The organism is Stenotrophomonas sp. YJH_SMC_53 (assembly GCF_059369995.1).
The window spans coordinates 341520-361841 of sequence record NZ_JCAFTF010000005.1 but is presented as its reverse complement, the minus strand read 5'-3'; the positions used below and the strand labels follow the sequence as shown (position 1 = coordinate 361841).

Below are 20322 nucleotides of genomic sequence, written 5' to 3'. Positions count from 1 at the left end.
CGGCGCGGCGTCGATCGAGGAGTAGTCCTTGAACTCGCCACCGAAGCGCTCGGCACCGATCTTGGTCAGTGCGGCGGTCAGCGTGGTCTTGCCGTGGTCGACGTGACCGATGGTGCCGACGTTGACGTGCGGCTTGGTGCGCTCGAACTTACCCTTGGCCATGGCTGCTTATCTCGAATTCGTCTGAGAGGTGATGCTTAAGATGGTGCTCACGAAAGGAATCGAACCTTCGACCTCTTCCTTACCAAGGAAGTGCTCTACCGACTGAGCTACGTGAGCCGAGTTTTGCATTATGACATGAACTCGATAATATTCAAAGTTCATTCAATGGAGCGGGAGACGGGAATCGAACCCGCACCATCAGCTTGGAAGGCTGAGGTTCTACCATTGAACTACTCCCGCGCCGGGAATGTCACAACGTGAAACTGGTGGAGGGAGGTGGATTCGAACCACCGAAGGCGTAAGCCAGCAGATTTACAGTCTGCCCCCGTTGGCCGCTTGGGTATCCCTCCTTACCACCCCAACCCGTTGCCGCCGAAGCGTTGCGGTGTGTGGTGGTGAGCCGCTTATTCTGCTGATCAGGCGGGGGGCTGTCAACGCTTTTTTCCATCTTTTTCACACGTTGTCGCAAACCCATTGATACGCAAGGTTATTGCTCAGGGACCGGCAGGGTCTCGCTGGCGAAAATTGCGACATGGGGGACGCCATCGGCGCCGATCCAGCCCCGATACATGCCCTGGGTGTTGAACGGCATGGCCATTTTTCCGTCTGCGGCAAGCACGATCGCGCCGCCGTCGCCGCCCATCTTCGGAATCATCTCGTTGATCACGCCCCTGCCGGCCTGCTCCGGCGTCTGCCGCTGGTAGCGCATGCGCGCACAGATCTCGTGCGCGGCCGCAGTCCGGATGTAGTACTCGCCCCAGCCGGTGCCCGATACCGCGCAGCCCGCGTCGGCCCAGGTACCGGCGCCGATGATCGGCGAATCACCCACACGGCCATAGCGCTTGTTGGTCATGCCACCGGTGGAGGTGCCGGCGGCAAGCTGCCCCTGCGCATCCAGGGCAACCGCGCCCACCGTGCCGAAGTGCCTTGCGGTCTCCAGGTCGGCGTGCGCCTGGCCACTGGCCTCTTCCTTCAATGCGCGCTGCAGTTGCTGCCAGCGCTTGTCGGTACGGAAGTAGGATGGATCGACAAGGCCGATGCCCTGCTCCACCGCGAATGCCTCGGCACCCTGCCCGACCATCATCACGTGCCTGGACTTCTGCATCACGGCCTGGGCCAGCAGGATCGGGTTGCGCACCCGCTGCACGCCGGCCACCGCACCTGCAGCCAGGGTGGCGCCATCCATCACTGCGGCATCCAGTTCGTTGTGGCCGTCATGGGTGAACACCGCGCCCTTGCCGGCGTTGAAGGTCGGATCGTCCTCCAGCACGGTGATTGCCGCAGTGACGGCTGCAAGCGCCGGGCGACCGGCCGCCAGTTCGGCATGGCCCTTCAGCAGCGCCGCGCGCAACGCGTCGCGCGCAGCCTTCTCTTCAGCCGGCGACAGGTCCTTGCGCTCGACACCGGCGCCGCCGTGGATGACCAGCAACGGCGAGGCGGCCGGGGCGGCCTGGGCAAGCAACGGCAGGGACAGCAGCGCGGACAGCACCAGGCGCAGTTTCATCGGGTACATCTCCAGCAGGTGTAGTGAAAGGATTGCGCCGGTAGTGCCGGCCGCTGGCCGGCACCGGTCGCATCAGGAAGGAGGTTGCCGGCCAGCGGCCGGTACTACCGAAGCGTGAACTCAATCTCGCCGTCGCTGACGTCGGCCACGGCCTGGTAATCGGCCTCGGCCTGGAAATCATCCAGCCGCATGCGGCTGCCGCTGGCAACCACCGTCACCGGCACCGCATGGAAGCGCAGCGGCTCGCCCTCCACCAGGCGGTCGGCGTCGCGGCCGGGGCTGACCACCCAGACCTTGCCTTCGCCATCTGCGCTGTAGACCTGGGCCCGGCCATCGGGCTCAACGCACAGGGCGGTGTCCTCATCGACGCCGATGCCGACGATGTCAGGGTCGCCGCTGTCCTGGGCGGCACGTGCCACGAACACGATCAGGCGACCGAGCCGGTCACGCTTGTCGAAATGGGTGTCGGTGACCACGCGCTGCAGGTAGGGCATCTGCAGGAAGCCGCTGTCCAGGGTCACGGCACTGCCCATCGGGTCGGCCAGCGCACCGGCCGAGGTGATGCTGCCGCCATCCATGGCGCCATAGGCATAGCCGCCGAGGATGGCCAGGCCAGCGCTGGTACCGGCAATCGGCTTGCCGGCGCGCACATGGGCGTTGAGTGCACGGTTGAGTGCGGTGCCCTTCCAGAAGCGGATATAGCGGGACTGGTCGCCGCCGGCAATGAAGATGGCATCGGCCGCGGCGACCACGCGCAGCACCGCCGGATCATCGGCACCGCGGCGGCTGTCGAAGACCAGGGTCTGCACTGCGGTGGTGCCGCCGATCTCGCGGTACAGGCGGTCCTGCAGTTCGTCGCCACCGGAGGCGCGCAGAATCAGCACACGGCCATTGCCGGCCTGCTTCAGCCACCACTGGAAGGCCTCCGGCACCCACTCGCCACCGCCCATCAGCATCATGGCGGGCGCGCGCGGACCGGGACGCGGGGATTCCAGATCGCCGATTTCGTAATAGGCGAAGCCGGGGCCCTGCAGGTCCTGTGCGGGCGTGGCCAATGGCCAGGCCAGCACCAGCAGCGCCAGCCAGGCGAAGGGGCCAGGCAGGGTCCGGTCGAGGCGTCGCATCTTGATCTCCCTGAACAAAATCGACTTGCAAGCGTTTTCACTCTTTGCCAGATAGGGGCCCAGTAGTCAAGGACATGAAAAAGGCGTTAAATGCGCGCGCCCATTCCCGAAGTCTGAATGGGGGACAGGGCCCCTCCTCTGCGGGCCGGCTTCATTTCCGAGAATTCCTCATGCGTAGACAGGCGATGGCGTGGTCGATCCAGCTGGCGTTGATGGGCGTGGCTGCTTCTGCGGCGGCCCAGGCACCGGCTTCCTCTTCGGTGCAACAACTGGACGCGGTGCAGGTCACCGGCTCGCGCATTCCGCGCGCCCAGGTGGAAGGCCCCGCTCCGATCACGGTGATCAATGCCGAGCAGATCCGCTCCAGTGGCTTCACCAGCGTGCCGGACGTGCTGCGTGCAATGACCCAGAACGGCGGTGAGACGCAGAGCCAGCAGTCTTCCAGTGGCGCCGACTTCTCGCCGGGCGCCCAGCAGGTGGATCTGCGCGGCCTGGGCCCGAACCACACGCTGGTGCTGGTCAATGGTCGGCGTATTGCCGATTTCCCGATGCCGTTCAAGGGCCGCAGCAACTTCACCGATGTCTCCAACATCCCGCTGGGCATGATCGAGCGCATCGAAGTACTGACCGGCAGCGCCTCGGCCATCTACGGCTCGGACGCGATCGCCGGCGTGGTCAACTTCATCCTGAAGAAGAAGGCCGACGGCACCACGATCGACATGCGCATGGGCACCACCAGCGAAGGCGGCGGCGAGTCGTTCGACATGAGCCTGGCCAGCGGTTTCAGCCGTGGCAACTTCAACGCCGTGTACAGCGTCGAGCTGCAGTCGCAGACCCCGCTGTGGGCCTATGACCGTGACATCCAGGACTCGACCCGGGATGGCCCCACCGAGGGTTCGCGCATCGCGCGCCGTGCCTATCTGCGCACCGACTACAACGATGACTACCTGGACCCGGGCGCCGCCACCTGCGAAGCGCTGTCCGGCCAGAACCAGGGCAGCACCTATCGTGCCTACCGCCCGAAGTACGGCTACTACTGCGGCAGCGACAGCTCGATCGGCTACGGCACCATCCTCAGCAAGCGCCGCGGCGCCAACGGCTACGCGTCGCTGAGCTACGACTTCGACAATGGCCAGCAGTGGTTCGCCGACGTGCAGCTCGGCTACCACACGATGTCGCTGATGCGCGACGTCACCCAGTGGGGCCGCATGGATGCCAACGGTGATGAGTCGGGCTACTTCAACAACGAAGCCACTGGCGAGATCGAGTTCTGGCAGCGCCAGTTCTCGCCCGAGGAAATGGGCGGCCTGCGCAACGCCATGGTGCGCAGCACTCAGAAGACCTTCAGCGTGACCACCGGCTTCAAGGGCAACCTGATTGGCAACTGGGATTACGAAGCGGCGTTGAGCCATTCGCAGTACCAGTCGCGCATCAGCTGGGCACAGATCATTGCCGCCAAGGCCAATGACCTGTTCCTCGGCCCGCAGCTGGGCGTGGATGACGACGGTTTCCCGGTCTACAACGCCGATCCGTCACGCCTGTACCGTCCACTGACCCGCGCCGAGTACGACTCGATCGCCGCGCGTACCACCTACACTCCGAAGTCGCGCACGGAAACCGCCGCCTTCACCCTGACCAACGCAGCACTGTTCGCACTGCCCGGTGGCGATGCCGGGTTTGCCGCGACCGTGGAAGTGGGCCAGCAGGCCTATTCTCTGAACCCCGATCCGCTGGCGACCGGATACTACTACTACAGCTGGAAGGATTCGGACGGCAAGGGTTCGCGCAACCGCTGGGCGACGGCTGCGGAGCTGCGCATGCCGCTGCACGACACGGTCAACCTGAGCGTGGCGGGCCGCTACGACCAGTACCGCTATTCCGGACACAGCATCGGCAAGGCGACCTGGAGCGGCGGCCTGGAATGGCGCCCGATCGATACCCTGCTGGTGCGCGGCTCCTACGGCACCGCATTCCGTGCACCGGACCTGCACTATGTGTTTGCCGGACCGGGCAACGACGAGACCAGCGCCGAGGATCTGTACACCTGCCGCCTCGAGGAGGCCAGCGACTGTTCCGATTACGAGCGCAACCTGATCCGCAGCCGCACAGGCAACCGCCAGCTCGACCCGGAAACCAGCACCTCGTGGAGCGCCGGCTTCGTCTGGTCACCGGCGATCGGCCTGGACCTGTCGGTGGACTGGTTTGACATCGATATGCGCAACCAGGTGCAGGACATGGACGTGCGCACGCTCCTGGCCAACGAAGCAAACTGCCGCCTGGGCAGCGCCGACATCAATTCGCCGACCTGCGTGGACGCGCTCGCCCGCATCACCCGCAGCAACGACGGACGCCTGTATGGCGTGCGCGTGGAGCCGATCAACGTCGCCCGCGAATCCACCTCCGGCATCGACGCCGGCCTGCGTTATCGCCTGCAGACGGGCATCGGCGATTTCATCTTCAACGGCACGCACACCTGGGTGAAGAAGCATGATTTCCAGCGCTACCCCGGCGACCGCACCGAAGACCAGTTCGCGGTCAACAGTGGCTTCGACATTCCGCGCACCAAGACCAGCCTGAGCGTGACCTGGGAGAAGGATGCGTGGTCGGCAACGGTGTACGGCTCGCGCCTGGGCAAGCTGCCGACCTCGGACAGCTACGACCAGGTGTTCGACTGGGACAGCGGCGACAGCCCGTACGTGAAGGCGACCTATCGCTACAACGCCTCGCTGCAGTACCGCCTCGACGACCACTCGCGCCTGTCGCTGTCGGTGGTCAATGTGTTCAACAAGATGCCGCCGAAGGACCGTACCTACACCGCTTACCCGTACTACGACGTGTCCTGGTTCGACAGCGTCGGCCGCACGATCAACCTGCAGTACACCCACAAGTTCGGTGGCAGCGCACTGTAAGTGCCTGGCCAGCGCCGATACAGGAGACCCCCGCTTCGGCGGGGGTTCTCTTTTCCGCCGCCTGAACGGTACCCACGCGCAGGCTCCGGCCTGACCGGCCAGCGGGGGATTTTAGGAAACAGCTGATTCCGCGCCATCAGCGCCGCTCCCTAGCATCGTTGCATGTTCCGCTTTCCCCGCCCTTCGCTGCAGCAGGCCGTGCCATCGACCACCGCGTCGGTGTTGCTGCGCTGCCTGACCGTCTGCGTCTTCATCTGCCTGGCCGCCGCGGCCGGGTTCTACCTGCTCACGGCATTCACCGAAGACATCTCGACCCATCGCCGCGAGATGAATGCAGCGGCCTACAAGGCACAGATCTATTTCGACCAGCGCGAAGCCCTGCTGCGCTACCTGGGGGATTCGGTACTGGCCGGCAACCCGGATGCACCGGCCGCAGACAGCGAGGGCGTGCGCCAGCTGCCGCTGGATGGTCCCGGTGGCCAGCCGGGCCAGCGGCTGCTGCTGTCAGCGCGCGCCGAGCACACGCTGCAGGCACTGCAGACGCACCTGCTGCTGATCGATGCACGCGGCGCGCACTGGCTGGCCGGGGGCGAGGTCGACGTCGACCTGGTGCACCTGCCATCGCTGCGTGCGCTGCAGGCACGCAGCGGCAGCCTCGAGGGTGCAGACCCGGTGTACTGGCTGCGGCCGGGTGACAGTGGCGTTGCGCTGGCGCAGCCGGTACAGGCGGGCCCCCAACCGGCGCAGTGGCTGGTGCTGCTGCTCGATGGCGCGGCGGCGGCGAGCATGATCGACGGCCAGGGCATTGGCGGTTACGCGTTGCTCGACCGTGCGGGGCAGCCTGCATTGTCCAGCCAGGCACCGCGGCTGGATGGTGCGGGCTGGAAGACCCTGCGGGAGCGCCAGGACGACAGCTTCGGCACGTTGTGGAGCGGTGGCCTGCCGCGCGGCGTAGCGCTGGTGAAAAGTGTCGGCAATGACGGCTGGCGGTTGGTCTACCACCTGCCGCCGCAGCTGCTGCTGGGCGACCTGGCCGTGCCCCTGCTGGTCTGCGTGCTGTTGCTGCTGCTGGCCGGTGTTGCGCTGCGCCTGCTACGGCATCGCGTTGACCTCCAGCTGATCCAGCCGGCCCTGCAGCAGCACCGCCGCCTGCTGGAGAACCTGGACTTCAGTTCGACGGTGATCGACATGGCGCCGGTCGGCATCTGCGTCCTGCGCCGCAGCGACCGCGCGCTGCTGCTCTCCAACCAGCTGCTGCGCGACTGGCTCGGCGAAGAAGGCGAACACAGCGACTGGCAGGCACCATGGCGCGGACATGCCGGCGAACGCGGGCGTGGACTTGAATTCACCGCCCGCGATGGGCGCCAGCTGCAAGTGCTGCACGCGGCCTGCCGCTACCAGGGCGATGACGTGCTGCTATGCGTCTTCCATGATATTTCCCGGCACCGCCAGGCACAGGCCGCACTGTCGTCGGCACGCCAGGCCGCCGATGCGGCCAACCAGGCCAAGAGCGCGTTCCTGGCCACCATGAGCCATGAGATCCGCACCCCGCTGTATGGCGTGCTGGGCACGCTGGAGCTGCTGGGGCACACCTCGCTGGACGCCCGGCAGTCGCAGTACCTGCGCACCATCGAGAGTTCCTCGTCGGTCCTGCTGCAGTTGATCAGCGATGTGCTGGATGTTTCCAAGATCGAGTCAGGACAGCTCAGCCTGGAGCCGACGGCGTTCTCGCCGCGCGAGCTGACCGAGAGCGTGCTGCGCAGCTTCGCCGCGTCGGCCACCTGCAAGGGCCTGCAGATCCTGGTCTGTACCGATCCGCGCCTGCCGACACGGGTGCTCGGTGATGCCGACCGCATCCGCCAGGTGCTGGGCAACCTGCTCAGCAACGCGATCAAGTTCACCGAGCATGGCCGGGTGGTATTGCGCGTGCGCCAGGTGCAGCGCGAAGGTGAATCGAGCGTGCTGGCATGGCAGGTGACCGATACCGGCGTGGGCATCGCTGCGGAGGAACAGGCGCGGTTGTTCGAACCGTTCCGCCAGGTCCGCGGCGCAGCCAGCGCGCAGGGCACCGGCCTGGGCCTGTCCATCAGCGACCGCCTGGTACGCCTGATGAGCGGCGAGCTGCAGGTGGTGAGCGAACCCGGGCTGGGCAGCAGCTTCAGCGTCCGCCTGCCGTTGCCGGTGCTGGCCGCTGCCGAGGATGGCCCCACACTGCTGCCGGAACCACCGATCCTGGTGCGCGGCCGCGACCGCGAGCTGGTCGACAGTGCCTGCGGCTGGCTGTGTCGCTGGGGCGCCAACGCGCAGCCCCTGCTTGGTGACCCGGCGTTGCTGGACCATGACGGCGCGATCCTGATGGATGGCGAAGCCGGGATGCCGCTGGCCTGGTCGGGCCCGCGCGTGGTGGCATCGATCGAGGGCGGTGACCAGCCGATCACTGCCGCCGACGGCAGCCTGGTGGTGACCCTGCACGGCATGACCGCGATCGGCAAGGCGCTGGCCAGCGTGCAGCAGCAGCGCGCGACGCAGCCGGAGGCCACGCGCACGGCACCACCGATGCCTCTGGGCCTGCGCGTGCTGGCCGTCGAGGACAACCCGATCAACCGGGTGATCCTGGCCGAGCAGCTGCGCACCCTCGGCTGCGACGTGGAGCTGGCACAGGATGGCATGGAAGCGCTGCAGCGGTGCCGCGAGCAGTGCTTCGATCTGGTGGTGACCGACATCAACATGCCGCGCATGGACGGCCACGCGCTGGCCCGCCAGCTGCGCGATGACGGCAACCCGGTACCGGTGATCGGCGCCACCGCCAATGCCACCGCCGAAGAGCGCGAGCGCTGCCTGGCCAGTGGCATGCAGGGCTACCTCAGCAAACCCGTCGACATCGCCCGCCTGCGCAAGGCGCTCACCACCCTGCGCCAAGGAGACCCCGCATGACCCAGCGCGTCCTGATCCTGGAAGACCAGCCCTTCCAGCGTGGTTTCCTGGCCAATCTGTTCGGCAGCCGCGCCGGTATCCAGGTCGATGCCTGCGAAGACGTGGATGCCGCCATCGCACTGTGTGCCTGCCAGCCCTACGACCTGGTGGTCAGTGACCTGCTGATGCCCGGGCAGGACGGCATCCAGTTCATCCAGGCACTGGCGGCGCAACCACGCCCGCCGCGCCTGGCCGTGGTCAGCGCGGCCCCGCGGCGGATGATGACCTCGGCACGGCTGATGGCCGAATCGCTGGGGCTGGATGTGATCGGCCTGCTGTCCAAGCCGGTGGCGGCCGCCGACGTGGACGCGCTGTTCGAGGCGCTGGCGCAGGCGCGCCCGGCCACCGGCAAGGCTCCTTCTCGCGCGTCGGCGGCAGTCCCCGAAGCGGATGCGTCGCAGCTGCGCCAGGCGATGGCCGATGGCAGCCTGACGGCATGGTTCCAACCCAAGAAGTCACTGCAGTCCGGACGGGTGGTGGCGGCCGAAGCACTGGTGCGCTGGCGCCACCCGCAGCTGGGCACGCTGGCTGCCGGCAGCTTCCTGCCGGCGATCTGCCGCCACGGGCTGGAGGGCGACCTGCTGCGGATGATGCTCAAGGCCAGCATCAGCGCACAGGCGCATTGGCGCAAGCAAGGCTTCCGGGTACCGGTGTCGATCAACCTGCCGCCTCATCTGCTGGAGCAGTCGGACCTGCCCGATGAGCTGCTGGCGCTGACCCTGGCCCACGGCGGGACGCCCGGCGAGTTGTGTTTCGAACTGATGGAGAACAGCACCACGCGGCACGTCAGCGACTTCTATGCCGGTGCCTGCCGGCTGCGCATGAAGGGCTTCGGCCTGGCCCAGGATGATTTCGGGCAGGGCCTGAGCTCGGTCCACAACCTGGTCAATACCCCCTTCACCGAGGTCAAGATCGACCGCGCGCTGGTCAGTGGCTGCGCCCGTGACCCGGCCCTGCACCTGACCCTGTCGACGGTGATCGCACTGGCCAACCAGCTGGGCCTGACCATCGTGGCCGAAGGCGTGGAAAGTGATGCCGACCTGGCCGCCCTGCGGCAGCTGGGGTGCAGCCAGGTGCAGGGGTTCCTGATCTCGCAGGCGCTGCCGTCCGACGCGTTCACCCGCTTGCTGGACGAAGAAGCACCGCAACTGGACGAAAGACCGCAGGCTGCCCTGCGCTGACGCGGACTGCACGACGGCTTCACAAAATCATCAAGCGGCATTGACGATCCTGTCTGTGCAGTAGCGGTGGACGTTGCGCCGCCACCGGTGCCGATGTCCGCCCCCTGCCCTGAGACCTGCCATGCCGGCCGAGGCCGCTCCTGTACGCCGACTCGCTCGCCGCTCGCTCCGCGTCCATGCCCTGTTGATCGGCGTGGTGGTGCTGGCGACCCTGCAGGCCGGACTGTTGCTGTCGGCCGGCTCGCAGCTGTTGAACGAAGAGCGCAGCAAGATCGAGTACCACTTCCGCCGCCTGGACGGCACGTTGCGCGAGCAGGAGCGCTTCCTGCGCCAGTGGCGGCTGCATGATGTCGGCGTACGAGGGCAGCCGGTTGCCGATGCCAGCGTGGAACTGCAACGCGGTCCGTTGTACGCCAACTTCGCGGTGATCGGGAGCGAGGGGGCCGGTCGTTCGCCACCGACCGAGCTGGGCGACCGGTTCCTGCGCTTCTACGGTACGTTCTGGTCCGCTTCGCGCTACCCACCACCGCAATGCCTGCTGGTCGATGGCCAGGGCACACGCGGGCTGCTGGCACCGGTACAGATCGTCGGTACAGATGCGAGCCAGAACAGCCCGCATCACCTGCGCCCGGCGATCGCCGACATCCACCGCGCACTGGGTACGCGGCCCACGCTGCAGCGCGGCGGCATCGCCTGGGTAAGCGTGCCGTGGCGCGACCGGCAGACCTGGCTGCTCGCCATCGCCCACGCCCCGCAGGATGCGCGCCTGTGGGGCGAGGACGGCAAGGATTCGCAGGCCGCGCTGGCGTGCCTGCTCGATCCGGCACGCGTCGATGACTACCGGCAGGTGCTGGGTGTTCCGGTGTTCCAACGGCTGTCGCTGTTCGATGCCGATGGCCAGCGCCTGCTGGGCGATGCTGCAGATGCCAGCAACGCTGGCACCTCCTGGCAGGCAGGCCTGGGAGGCCTGCAGTTCCGCATGCGCAGCGAGCGCGGCTGGCTGGCGGTCTACCACGTCAGCTGGCGGCAGGTATTCCAGCACCCGCAGGGGCCGCTGCTCGGTGCGACGGTGGTGGCCCTGCTGCTGGCACTGGGTGGCACGCTGGTGCTGCGCGCGTATCGGCGTTCGGTCATCGAGCCGCTGCGCAGCAACCACGCGCGGCTGCTGGAAAGCGAAGCCTTCAGCCGCACGATCCTGGACAACGCACCGATCGGGCTGTGCCTGCTGCGCCGTACCGATGGCAATGTGCTGCTGGACAACACCCTCGCCCGCCGCTGGCTGGGTGAAGACCATCATACTGGAGGCTGGCACGGCCCCTGGCGGCGCAGCGTGCTCGCCGCTGGGGGCACCACGCTCGGCGATGGGCTGGCCTACACCACGCCCGAAGGCCGCCACCTGCTGGTGACGGCGACGCCGGCGCGCTACCGCGGCGAGCCGGCGGTGCTGTGCCTGTTCATCGATCTCAGCAGCCAGCACGAAGCCGAGCAGGTACTGCAGCAGGCGCGCCGTGCCGCCGACCAGGCCAACCGGGCCAAGAGCCAGTTCCTGGCCACCATGAGCCATGAGATCCGCACGCCGCTATACGGCGTGCTCGGCACCCTCGAACTGCTCGGGCTCACGCCACTGGATGCGCGTCAGCGGGACTACCTGGGGACGATCCAGCGTTCGTCCTCGACGCTGATGCAACTGATCAGCGACATCCTCGATGTCAGCAAGGCCGAGGCCGGGCAACTGAGCCTGGAACCCAGCCCGTTCGATCCAGTGCATCTGACCGAGGATGCGCTCGACTCGTATGCTGCCGCGGCCGCCAGCAAGGGGCTGCAGTTCTACGCCTGCATCGATGCCGACGTGCCGCCCGTGGTGTGCGGTGATGCGGCACGGATCCGCCAGATACTCAACAACCTGATCAGCAACGCGCTGAAGTTCACCGACAGCGGACGCGTGGTGGTGCGCGTCTCGGCACGCTGGCAAGAGCAGCGCTGCTGGCTGCAGTGGCAGGTCGCCGATACCGGCATCGGCATTGCCAGCGAGCACCAGGCACACCTGTTCGAGCCGTTCTTCCAGGCCAACCCGGGCACCGATGCGATGCGCGGCACCGGCCTGGGCCTTTCCATCTGCGCGCATCTTGTGGCGTTGATGGAAGGCCAGCTGCGCGTGGTCAGCGAGAGCGGCCTGGGCAGCAGCTTCAGCGTCGAACTGCCGCTGCCCACGGCGCCGTCCGATCCGCAGCAATCTCCTGCGCCGCAGTTGCCTGCGGGCCTGCAGGTACAGGTGCGGGGCGGTGTGCGCGAGCTGGTCCAATCGCTGTGCGAGCGCCTGCAGCAGCGCGGCGCACTGGCCAGCGTGTACCGCGATGAAGGCGCGGCGGGCTTGCCGTCGTCCACCGTGCTGCTCGACCTGGTCCTGGACGACGCGTTGCCCGAGTGGGTGGATGGACCGCGTGTGGTTGCCTGCCGCGAAGGCGGCGTGCGGCCACGGCAGATCGATGGTGCCTGGCAGGTTGGCCTGCACCGGTTTGACGCGATCGTGCTCGCATTGGCTGCCGCCAGTGGCCAGCCACTGGCGGCCAGCACCGAAGGGCGCCTGCCGTCGACGCGCCGTTTCGGCCTGCAGGTGCTGGTGGCCGAGGACAACCCGATCAACCAGGCGATCCTGCGCGACCAGCTGGAACAGCTCGGCTGCCGCGCCGTGGTCGCCAGCGACGGCAATGAAGCGCTGGGCTACTGGCAGCAGGACGAGTTCGCGCTGGTGCTGACCGACCTGAACATGCCGGGGCTGGATGGCTATGGCCTGGCCCGTGCCTTGCGGGTGCGTGGTGCCCGCGTGCCGATCCACGGTGCCACTGCCAACGCCGACCCGGCCGAACGCCAGCGCTGCCAGGAATCGGGCATGCAGGGCGTGCTGGTCAAGCCGATCACGCTGGAAGCGCTGCAACGCCTGCTGATCCAGATCACCCGGGGCGATGCAACGGTTGCCGCGCCACCGCAAGGACCGGAATCCACCGATACGCGCGATGATGATCTCCCGCTGCAGGTTCCCGCGAAGATGCAGGCGTTGTTCGTGCAGACCATGCAGGCTGACCTGCACAGCCTGCGCCAGTCGATTGCCAGCGCCGATCCCGCGCGCGTGGTGCAGGTACTGCATCGCATCCGTGGCGCACTGGTCATCGTGGGCGCACCCGCGCTGGTGCACAGCGGCCTGCAGATCGAGCACAGCCTTGCTGGCGGCGATGACCTGGCCACCCAGGCGGCGTCGCTTGCCCGCTTCCAGCGACGCCTCGAACAGCTGTTGCATCCGCTGCTTGATGCGGCCTCCCCTCCCCCACCTGACGACCCGACCCCGCCATGACCACACGGATCCTCATCGCTGACGACCACCCGATCGTGCTTGCCGGCATCCGCGACGTATTGGCCGGGGAACTTGACCTGGACGTGGTGGGCGAAGCGGCCGACCCGGCGACGCTGATCGAATTGATGACGCGGACCCGGCCACAGGTCGTGATCACCGACTACAGCATGCCGGGGGGCGACCGCTTCGGTGACGGCATCAAGCTGATCTCGTTCCTGCGCCGCAGCTTCCCGGAGACGCGCCTGCTGGTGCTGACGATGGTGTCCAATCCGTCGTTGGTTGCAGCGATGTATGCCGCCGGTGCGGGCGGCGTCGTGCTCAAGAGCCATGGATTGGGCAGCCTGGTACAGGCCCTGCGCGTGGTGCTGGCCGACCGCGTCTACCGGCCGCCGGGCCCGCTGCCGGTCGCGGCGAGCGAACCAGCCGACGCCGATGCGGTCCGTGCGCGCCTGTCGCCGCGCGAGCTGGAAGTGATCCGGCTGTTTACCGGCGGCATGAGCGTGGGCGACATCGCACGCCAGCTGCAGCGCAGCGCCAAGACGGTCAGCACGCAGAAGATCAGTGCGATGCGCAAGCTCGGCGTGGACAGTGACCAGGCACTGATCGAGTACTGCCTGCAGGCCTCGTTGTTCGCCTGAGGCCCACTCCAGGCTGAATCCTGCAGGCCCCGTACGAGGGCCTGCGACGGCTTTAGGAAACGCCTGATTCCATAGGACAGTGCCGATTTCTAGGCTGGACGCATCCCGCCATGGTGCGCCTGCCGGCAGCAACCGCGTCGCCGTGGGGGACGGAAGCCCGGTGGCGCCTGCAGCTGCCATCGCGTGTGGCTTCCGCAGCGACGCGGCCCTGCCGCGCCAGTCCGCGCAGCCCTGCTGCGCCCTGCCACAGGAAGTCCAACAGCATGTATGCCTCCCCCCCTCGGCGCCGCCGTGCGTCCGGGCGCGCGCGCCTCGCGCCTGCTTCCCTCCTTCCCAGCCTGCTGGCAACCGCCCTGTGGGCGGCACTGCCGGTCCACGCCGCCGATCTGACCGGGCCCCTGCAGGTCAGCGATGGCAACAGCCTGCAGCTCGGTGCCGATGATGTCCTCACCCATGGCTCGGGCAGCTTCGCACTGACCGTCACCGGCGCTGGCAGCAGCGCACTGATCGACGGCAGCCGCATCAACGTGACTGGTAATGGCAGCGCCGTGTCTGCCGCCAATGGCGGCCAGGCACAACTGCGCGGGGCGACGCTGTCGATCGCACCGGCCACCGGTGTTGGCTTCTACGCACTGTATGCCAATGGTGCCGGCAGTGTGATCGATGCGCGCGATGTCGACATCGATGCCACGCGCAACGGCAGCGGATTCGGCGTCGTACAGGCCTACAACGGTGGCGTTGTCCACTACACCGGCGGCCGCATCGCGATGACCGGCGGCGTCGGCACCCTGATCGGCGCCTCCGGCAAGGGCAGTGAAGCGCACCTGGACAATCTGCAGATGAGTGCCGACAGTGGTGCCCGCCTGCGCGCCGACAGCGCCGGCCTGCTGACGATCCGCGACAGCCGCATCACTCTCGCCCCCGGCGGCATCCTCGCGGGCGTTGCCGTTGATGGCGCGGGCAGCCGTGCCGAGCTGTACGACACCTACATGGACGGCGGCTGGTTCGATATCGACAGTGGTGGCAGCGTGCTGCTGGAGAACGTGGAAGCGCACTCGGTGGGCGGCAGCATGCGCCTGCTCGGCAGCCGCATCAGCAAGACCTATTCCAGCGCGGTGATCAACGGCGGCAGCTTCTACACCGTCGGTGGCTATGGCGTGAACATCAACAGCTGGGGCCAGCTGACCGCCCGCGATGCCGCGTTCGATGTCCGCGACGGCTACTCCGGATTCTGGCTGGCCAGCGATGAGTCGCGCCTGCAGCTGACCGACAGCACCATCGACACCTGGACCGACACCTACGGCTACGGCGTTGAGATCGCTGGCGGGGTCGCCACCGTGCAGGGCGGCCGGATCACCACGCACGGCGATGCGACCTATGGCGTACGCGTGACCGGTTCCACCGGCAGCACCGCCAGTCGCATCGAAGCCACCGGCAACCTGATCGACGTGCGCGGCAACGGGGGTGGCGGCGTGTTCATCGGTGGCTCCACCGCCACCGCGCTGCTCGACACCGTTGCGATCCGCGGCGACGGCGAGAACGTGTTCGGCATCGTGCACATGAACACCGCGCGGCTGACCCAGGCCGATCGCCTGGACATCCGCATGACCGGGAGCAACAGCGGTGGCTACCGCTCCTACCTGACCGCGTTCGGTCCGTACTGGAACCGCGCCACCTTCAATGACAGCCACATCGAGACCGCCAGCGGCGCCGCGTTCTGGCTGCAAGGCAGCAACCATGCGTTGACCGTCAATGGCAGCGATGTGACCGCAGGCGACGGCAGCGGGCGCCTGCTGCGCGTCAGCGACACGGTGTTCACCGATGGCAGCAGCGTGGCGACCAGCCGCATCGACTTCAGCGCCGACGCCAGCACGCTGCGCGGTGACGTGGTGGTCGACAGCGCAACGGCTGACGTACGCATAGTGCTGGGCGACGGCACCACGTTCAGCGGTGCCCTGCGCAACGACTCAGGCTACCAGGTCGCACAGCTTGCGCTGGATGGCAGCAGCCAGTGGAACGTGCGTGCCAGTTCCAGCGTCGGCGCGCTCGAACACGCCGGCACCATCGCCTTCGATGCCCCGGGGGCAAGCGGCTTCAAGACCGTCACTGTCAGCGGCGACTATGTGGGCAACGGTGGTCAGTGGATCTTCAACCGTGCACTGGGTGACGACACTTCGCTGGGCGACCAGCTGGTCATCAATGGCAACAGCAGCGGCACTGCCAGCGTGAGCGTGCGCAATGCCGGCGGTGCCGGTGCACTGACGCAGGAGGGTATCCGCGTGATCACCGTTGGCGGCCAGTCCGATGCACAGTTCAGCCTGCAGGGACGCGCGGTCGCCGGTGCCTACGACTACTTCCTGTTCAAGGGCGGCGTGTCGACCCCGGATGATGGCAACTGGTACCTGCGTTCAGAATACGTGCCACCCGTCGATCCGCCGGAACCGCCGATTGATCCGCCGCAGCCGCCGGAGCCGCCGGTCGATCCACCGTCACCGCCGGAACCGCCGGTCGATCCACCGTTGCCGCCGGAGCCGCCGATCGATCCACCGCGCCCGCAGGTGGAACGCCCGGAACCGGCGGCCTACCTGGCCAACCGCAGCGCCGCGCTGGGCATGTTCCGGCACAGCCTGCACGACCGCGCCGGTGACCCCGCCGCCGAGGCCGGCGCCAGCAGCGATGCCGTGGCCTGGATGCACCTTCGCAGCGCGCAGCCCGACAGCCACGACCGCAGCCGCCAGATCCAGGTCGATGGGCAGATCAGCAGCGTGCTGGTCGGCGTCGGCCGTCGCTTCGAGGTGGGCGGCGCGGGCGAACTGCAGGCAGGTGCGATGCTCGGCCACGGCCGCGCGCGCAATAACAGCCGCTCGCAGGTGACCGGCTACACCGCGCGTGGCGTGGTCACCGGCAGCAGTGTGGGTGCCTATGCCACCTGGCTGCAGGATGCACGCATGCAAGACGGCGCCTATGTGGATGGTTGGCTGCAGTACGGCCGCTTCCGCAACAGCGTGCAGGGCGATGGACTGCAGAAGGAACGTTATGACGCCCGCAACTGGAGTGCATCGGCCGAAGCTGGCTATGTGCTGCCCCTGCGGCGCACCGCGCAGCGCGGCATCTACCTGCAACCGCAACTGCAGGTGGTGCACAGCCGCTATGACAGCGACCGCGTGGTCGAGGCCAACGGCACGGTGGTCGAGGACCGCGGTGGTGACGAGACCAGCACTCGCCTCGGCCTGCGCCTGTACAGCCGTGGGTTGAGCGCGGCGCAGGGCCAGGTGCATCCGTACGTGGCAGTGAACTGGTGGTCCGGCGGCAATGGCGCGGGCCTGGCGATGGACGGTGAACGGCTGCAGCGGCAGTTACCGCGCGACATCTACGAGGCCAAGGCCGGTGTACAGGTGGATCTGTCCGGCGGCTGGCGCGGCTGGGGCGAACTGAGCCGGCAGAGCGGCGGCATGGGCTTCCGCGACGTCGGTGCCCAGCTGGGCGTCTCGTACAACTGGTGATGCGGGAATAACCCGGCAAGGGAGTGCCGGGTTCTTTTTTCCACACGGGCCGTGGAAAGCGGTGGGGGTTTGGTGTGGACAAGTCTCCGCGAGCCCCACGCCGCAAGCATTTCAGAGTGTGGCGTTTTTTTGTCCATGCCCATCTGCGGTTTTCCACATCCGCCGTGGAGAGTGATTGGGATTTGGTGTGGACAAGTGGGTGCGAGCATTGCACCGCAAACGTTTCGGTATGTGGTGAAATTTTATCCATTGCCCGGGGTCGGATCCCATTCCACGGGAATGGGATCCGACCCCACCGGTTTTCCACATCACGCGTGGAAAGCGGTGGGGGTTTGGTGTGGATAAGCGCCTGCGAGCCTTGTGCAACAGCTGTTTCCCCACGTGGCACTTATTTGTCCAGCCGCGGAAACGCGAACGCCCCGCACAGGGCGGGGCGTCCGGGGTCGATCCGTTGCCGCCGGATCAGACGTTGAAGCGGAAGTGCAGGATATCGCCTTCCTGCACGCGGTATTCCTTGCCTTCCAGGCGCAGGCGACCGGCTTCCTTGGCGCCGGCTTCGCCCTTGTACTTGATGAAGTCGTCATACGCGATGGTTTCGGCGCGGATGAAGCCCTTCTCGAAGTCGGTGTGGATGACCGCGGCGGCCTGCGGGGCAGTGGCGCCCTTGCGCACGGTCCACGCACGGACTTCCTTCACGCCAGCGGTGAAGTAGGTCTGCAGGCCGAGCAGGCTGTAGGCCGCGTTGATCACGCGGTTCAAGCCCGGCTCGCTCAGGCCCAGGTCGGCCAGGAAGGTATCGCGGTCCTCGTCGTCGAGCTGGGACAGCTCTTCTTCGATCGCGGCCGACACCGGTACCACCTGCGCGCCTTCTGCGGCGGCATGCGCGCGCACGGCTTCCAGGTGCGGGTTGTTCTCGAAACCGTCTTCCAGCACGTTGGCGATGTACATCACCGGCTTCAGGGTGAGCAGGAACAGGTCGCGCACCAGCGCCTTCTCTTCCTCGTCCAGGCCGGCCGAGCGGCCGGCCTTGCCCTCCGACAGCGCCGCCTGCAGCTTGGCCAGTACCGGCTTGCGCGCCGCTGCATCCTTGTCGCCGCCCTTGGCCGCACGCTCGGCACGGTTCAGTGCCTTCTCGACGCTGTCCAGGTCGGCCAGGGCCAGTTCGGTATCGATGGTTTCGATGTCCGAGATCGGATCGACCTTGCCGGCCACGTGCACGATGTCGCCGTGCTCGAAGCAGCGCACCACGTGAGTGATCGCATCGACTTCGCGGATGTGTGCCAGGAACTTGTTGCCCAGGCCTTCACCGCTGGCGGCGCCGGCTACCAGGCCGGCGATGTCGACGAACTCGACCGCGGTCGGGATGACCTTCTGCGGGTTGATGATGCCCGCCAGCTCGTTCAGGCGCGGATCCGGTACCGGCACGATGCCGACGTTCGGCTCGATGGTGCAGAACGGGAAGTTCGCCGCGGCGATACCCGCCTTGGTCAGCGCATTGAACAGGGTCGACTTGCCGACGTTGGGCAGGCCGACGATGCCGCATTTGATACCCATGGGTGACAGCTCTCTGGGGTGAAAGTGATTGGTGAAACAGCGCGCGCGCTGCTTGGCCAATCCATCTCGGTGTCGATCATTGTGTGCCAACCAAGGTTGGCACCCACCGGAATCGGGAAGGTTGGCACCTACCCAAAGCGGTTTACTTCGGGGTGTGCAGCCGCTTCATCGCTTCGTTGAAATCGCCCTGTACCGCCAGCGGCATCACGTCGATCGCATCATCGATGGCACGTGCAATCAGCACGTCGTCGTCCTTCGACGGGCGCCCCAGCACCCAACCCACTACGCGGTCCTTGTGGCCGGGATGGCCGATGCCCACGCGCAGGCGATGGAACTTGCCGTGGCCGAGCAGGCGCATGGTGTCGCGCAGGCCGTTCTGGCCGCCGTGGCCACCGTCGAACTTCAGCCGCGCCACGCCGGGCGCCAGGTCCAGTTCGTCGTGGGCCAGCAGGGTTTCCTCCGGCTCGATCTTCCAGAACCGCTGTGCGGCGGTGACCGACTTGCCGCTGAGATTCATGAAGGTGGCGGGCTTGAGCAGCCACACCGTCTGCCCGGCGATCTCGACCTTGGCGGTCTCACCGAACAGCTTGCTGTCCACATTCCATCGCGCACCGGCTTTTTCCGCCAGGGCCTCAACGAAATGAAACCCGGCATTGTGCCGGGTCCGGGCGTGTTCCGATCCGGGGTTGCCCAGACCGACGATCAGTCGCAGTCCTGCCATGGTTCCTTCCAGTACGGTGCCTGCCCGGAGGCAGGCACCGTAGCGGTATTACTCGGCGGCAGCCGCTTCTTCGTCAGCCGCGTCGGCCTTGCCGGCCTTGGCGGTGACGATGGCGTCGTCGTGGTCCTTGCCCAGCGCCAGGGCCGGGATTTCCACGCCCTTCGGCAGCTTGATGTCGGACAGGTACACCACGTCACCGGCCTTCAGCTCGCCCAGGTCGACTTCGATCGACTCCGGCAGGTCCTTCGGCAGGCAGGTGATGGTCACTTCCTTCAGTTCGTGGGTGACCACGACGTCGGCAGCCTTGCCGGCCGGCGAGGTGTCTTCGTTGACGAAGTGCAGCGGGACCGAAGCGGTCAGGGCTTCGTTCTCGTTCACGCGCTGGAAGTCCAGGTGCATGATCAGCTGCTTGTACGGGTGGCGCTGCATGTCACGCAGCAGGACCTTCTGCACCTGGCCGTCCAGGTTCAGGTCCAGGATCGAGGCATAGAACCACTCGTTCTGCTGGGCCAGCCAGATTTCGTTGTGGTCCAGGCTGATGGCGACCGGCTCGGCGTTGCCGCCGTACACGATGGCCGGGATCACACCCGCGTGACGCAGGCGGCGGCTCGCACCCTTACGCTGCAGTTCACGCTTGGTGACCTTGATTTCATGGGTCTTCGACATTTTCGACTACTCAGGTTGTTGCCTCGCCTTGCGGCTTG

At 66.9% G+C, this 20322-nt stretch carries 12 protein-coding genes and 3 tRNA genes; 6 read left to right on the top strand and 9 right to left on the bottom strand.

The window, feature by feature from the left end; all coding sequences use genetic code 11:
• From AC5P7X_RS10760 to AC5P7X_RS10735, 6 genes are all read right to left on the bottom strand, one after another.
• On the bottom strand, window positions 1–162 hold a 162-nt coding region (locus tag AC5P7X_RS10760), incomplete at its 3' end, for a GTP-binding protein (protein ID WP_353761873.1).
• A gap of 41 nt (window positions 163–203) precedes the next feature.
• Window positions 204–279 (bottom strand) — tRNA-Thr (locus AC5P7X_RS10755).
• A 49-nt stretch (window positions 280–328) separates the two neighbouring features.
• A tRNA-Gly gene (locus AC5P7X_RS10750) sits at window positions 329–402 on the bottom strand.
• Window positions 403–426: 24 nt separating this feature from the next.
• Window positions 427–512: transfer RNA gene (locus tag AC5P7X_RS10745), tRNA-Tyr, on the bottom strand.
• A gap of 137 nt (window positions 513–649) precedes the next feature.
• Window positions 650–1666: an isoaspartyl peptidase/L-asparaginase family protein gene (locus tag AC5P7X_RS10740; protein WP_053499351.1), complete on the bottom strand. Its 1017-nt coding sequence runs from the start codon at window positions 1664–1666 to the stop codon at window positions 650–652.
• A 104-nt stretch (window positions 1667–1770) separates the two neighbouring features.
• The gene (locus AC5P7X_RS10735; protein ID WP_053499349.1) at window positions 1771–2790 is read right to left on the bottom strand and encodes a cyanophycinase; all 1020 of its coding nucleotides are present in this window, start codon (window positions 2788–2790) and stop codon (window positions 1771–1773) included.
• Between the two features lie 170 nt (window positions 2791–2960).
• Between AC5P7X_RS10735 and AC5P7X_RS10730 the strand changes: the two genes are divergently transcribed.
• From AC5P7X_RS10730 to AC5P7X_RS10705, 6 genes are all read left to right on the top strand, one after another.
• On the top strand, window positions 2961–5699 hold the full coding sequence (locus tag AC5P7X_RS10730; RefSeq protein ID WP_235642914.1) for a TonB-dependent receptor plug domain-containing protein: 2739 nt from the start codon (window positions 2961–2963) through the stop codon (window positions 5697–5699).
• A gap of 162 nt (window positions 5700–5861) precedes the next feature.
• Window positions 5862–8633 (top strand): response regulator, encoded by a 2772-nt coding sequence (locus AC5P7X_RS10725; RefSeq protein ID WP_329843551.1) that lies wholly within the window; start codon window positions 5862–5864, stop codon window positions 8631–8633.
• Entirely contained in the window at window positions 8630–9853 is a 1224-nt protein-coding gene (locus tag AC5P7X_RS10720) for an EAL domain-containing response regulator (protein WP_053499343.1), read from the top strand. Before AC5P7X_RS10725 ends, AC5P7X_RS10720 begins: the two co-directional genes overlap by 4 nt.
• A 121-nt stretch (window positions 9854–9974) precedes the next feature.
• Window positions 9975–13202 (top strand): hybrid sensor histidine kinase/response regulator, encoded by a 3228-nt coding sequence (locus AC5P7X_RS10715; protein ID WP_053499341.1) that lies wholly within the window; start codon window positions 9975–9977, stop codon window positions 13200–13202.
• The gene (locus AC5P7X_RS10710) at window positions 13199–13840 is read left to right on the top strand and encodes a response regulator (protein WP_053499339.1); all 642 of its coding nucleotides are present in this window, start codon (window positions 13199–13201) and stop codon (window positions 13838–13840) included. The genes AC5P7X_RS10715 and AC5P7X_RS10710 overlap by 4 nt, the downstream gene beginning before the upstream one ends.
• A gap of 263 nt (window positions 13841–14103) precedes the next feature.
• Window positions 14104–17343 (top strand): autotransporter family protein, encoded by a 3240-nt coding sequence (locus AC5P7X_RS10705; protein ID WP_495214795.1) that lies wholly within the window; start codon window positions 14104–14106, stop codon window positions 17341–17343.
• A 462-nt stretch (window positions 17344–17805) separates the two neighbouring features.
• Here the strand turns inward: AC5P7X_RS10705 and ychF are convergent, their stop codons facing one another.
• The 3 genes from ychF to AC5P7X_RS10690 all read right to left on the bottom strand — a co-directional run bounded on the left by ychF (window position 17806) and on the right by AC5P7X_RS10690 (window position 20284).
• On the bottom strand, window positions 17806–18897 hold the full coding sequence (ychF, locus tag AC5P7X_RS10700; protein WP_005415403.1) for a redox-regulated ATPase YchF: 1092 nt from the start codon (window positions 18895–18897) through the stop codon (window positions 17806–17808).
• 142 nt (window positions 18898–19039) lie between these two features.
• Window positions 19040–19618 carry an aminoacyl-tRNA hydrolase gene (gene pth, locus AC5P7X_RS10695; RefSeq protein WP_329843558.1) on the bottom strand — a complete coding sequence of 193 codons (579 nt, stop codon included), beginning with the start codon at window positions 19616–19618 and terminating at the stop codon, window positions 19040–19042.
• Between the two features lie 48 nt (window positions 19619–19666).
• Window positions 19667–20284 carry a 50S ribosomal protein L25/general stress protein Ctc gene (locus tag AC5P7X_RS10690; protein ID WP_005415401.1) on the bottom strand — a complete coding sequence of 206 codons (618 nt, stop codon included), beginning with the start codon at window positions 20282–20284 and terminating at the stop codon, window positions 19667–19669.
• Window positions 20285–20322 lie beyond the last annotated feature (38 nt).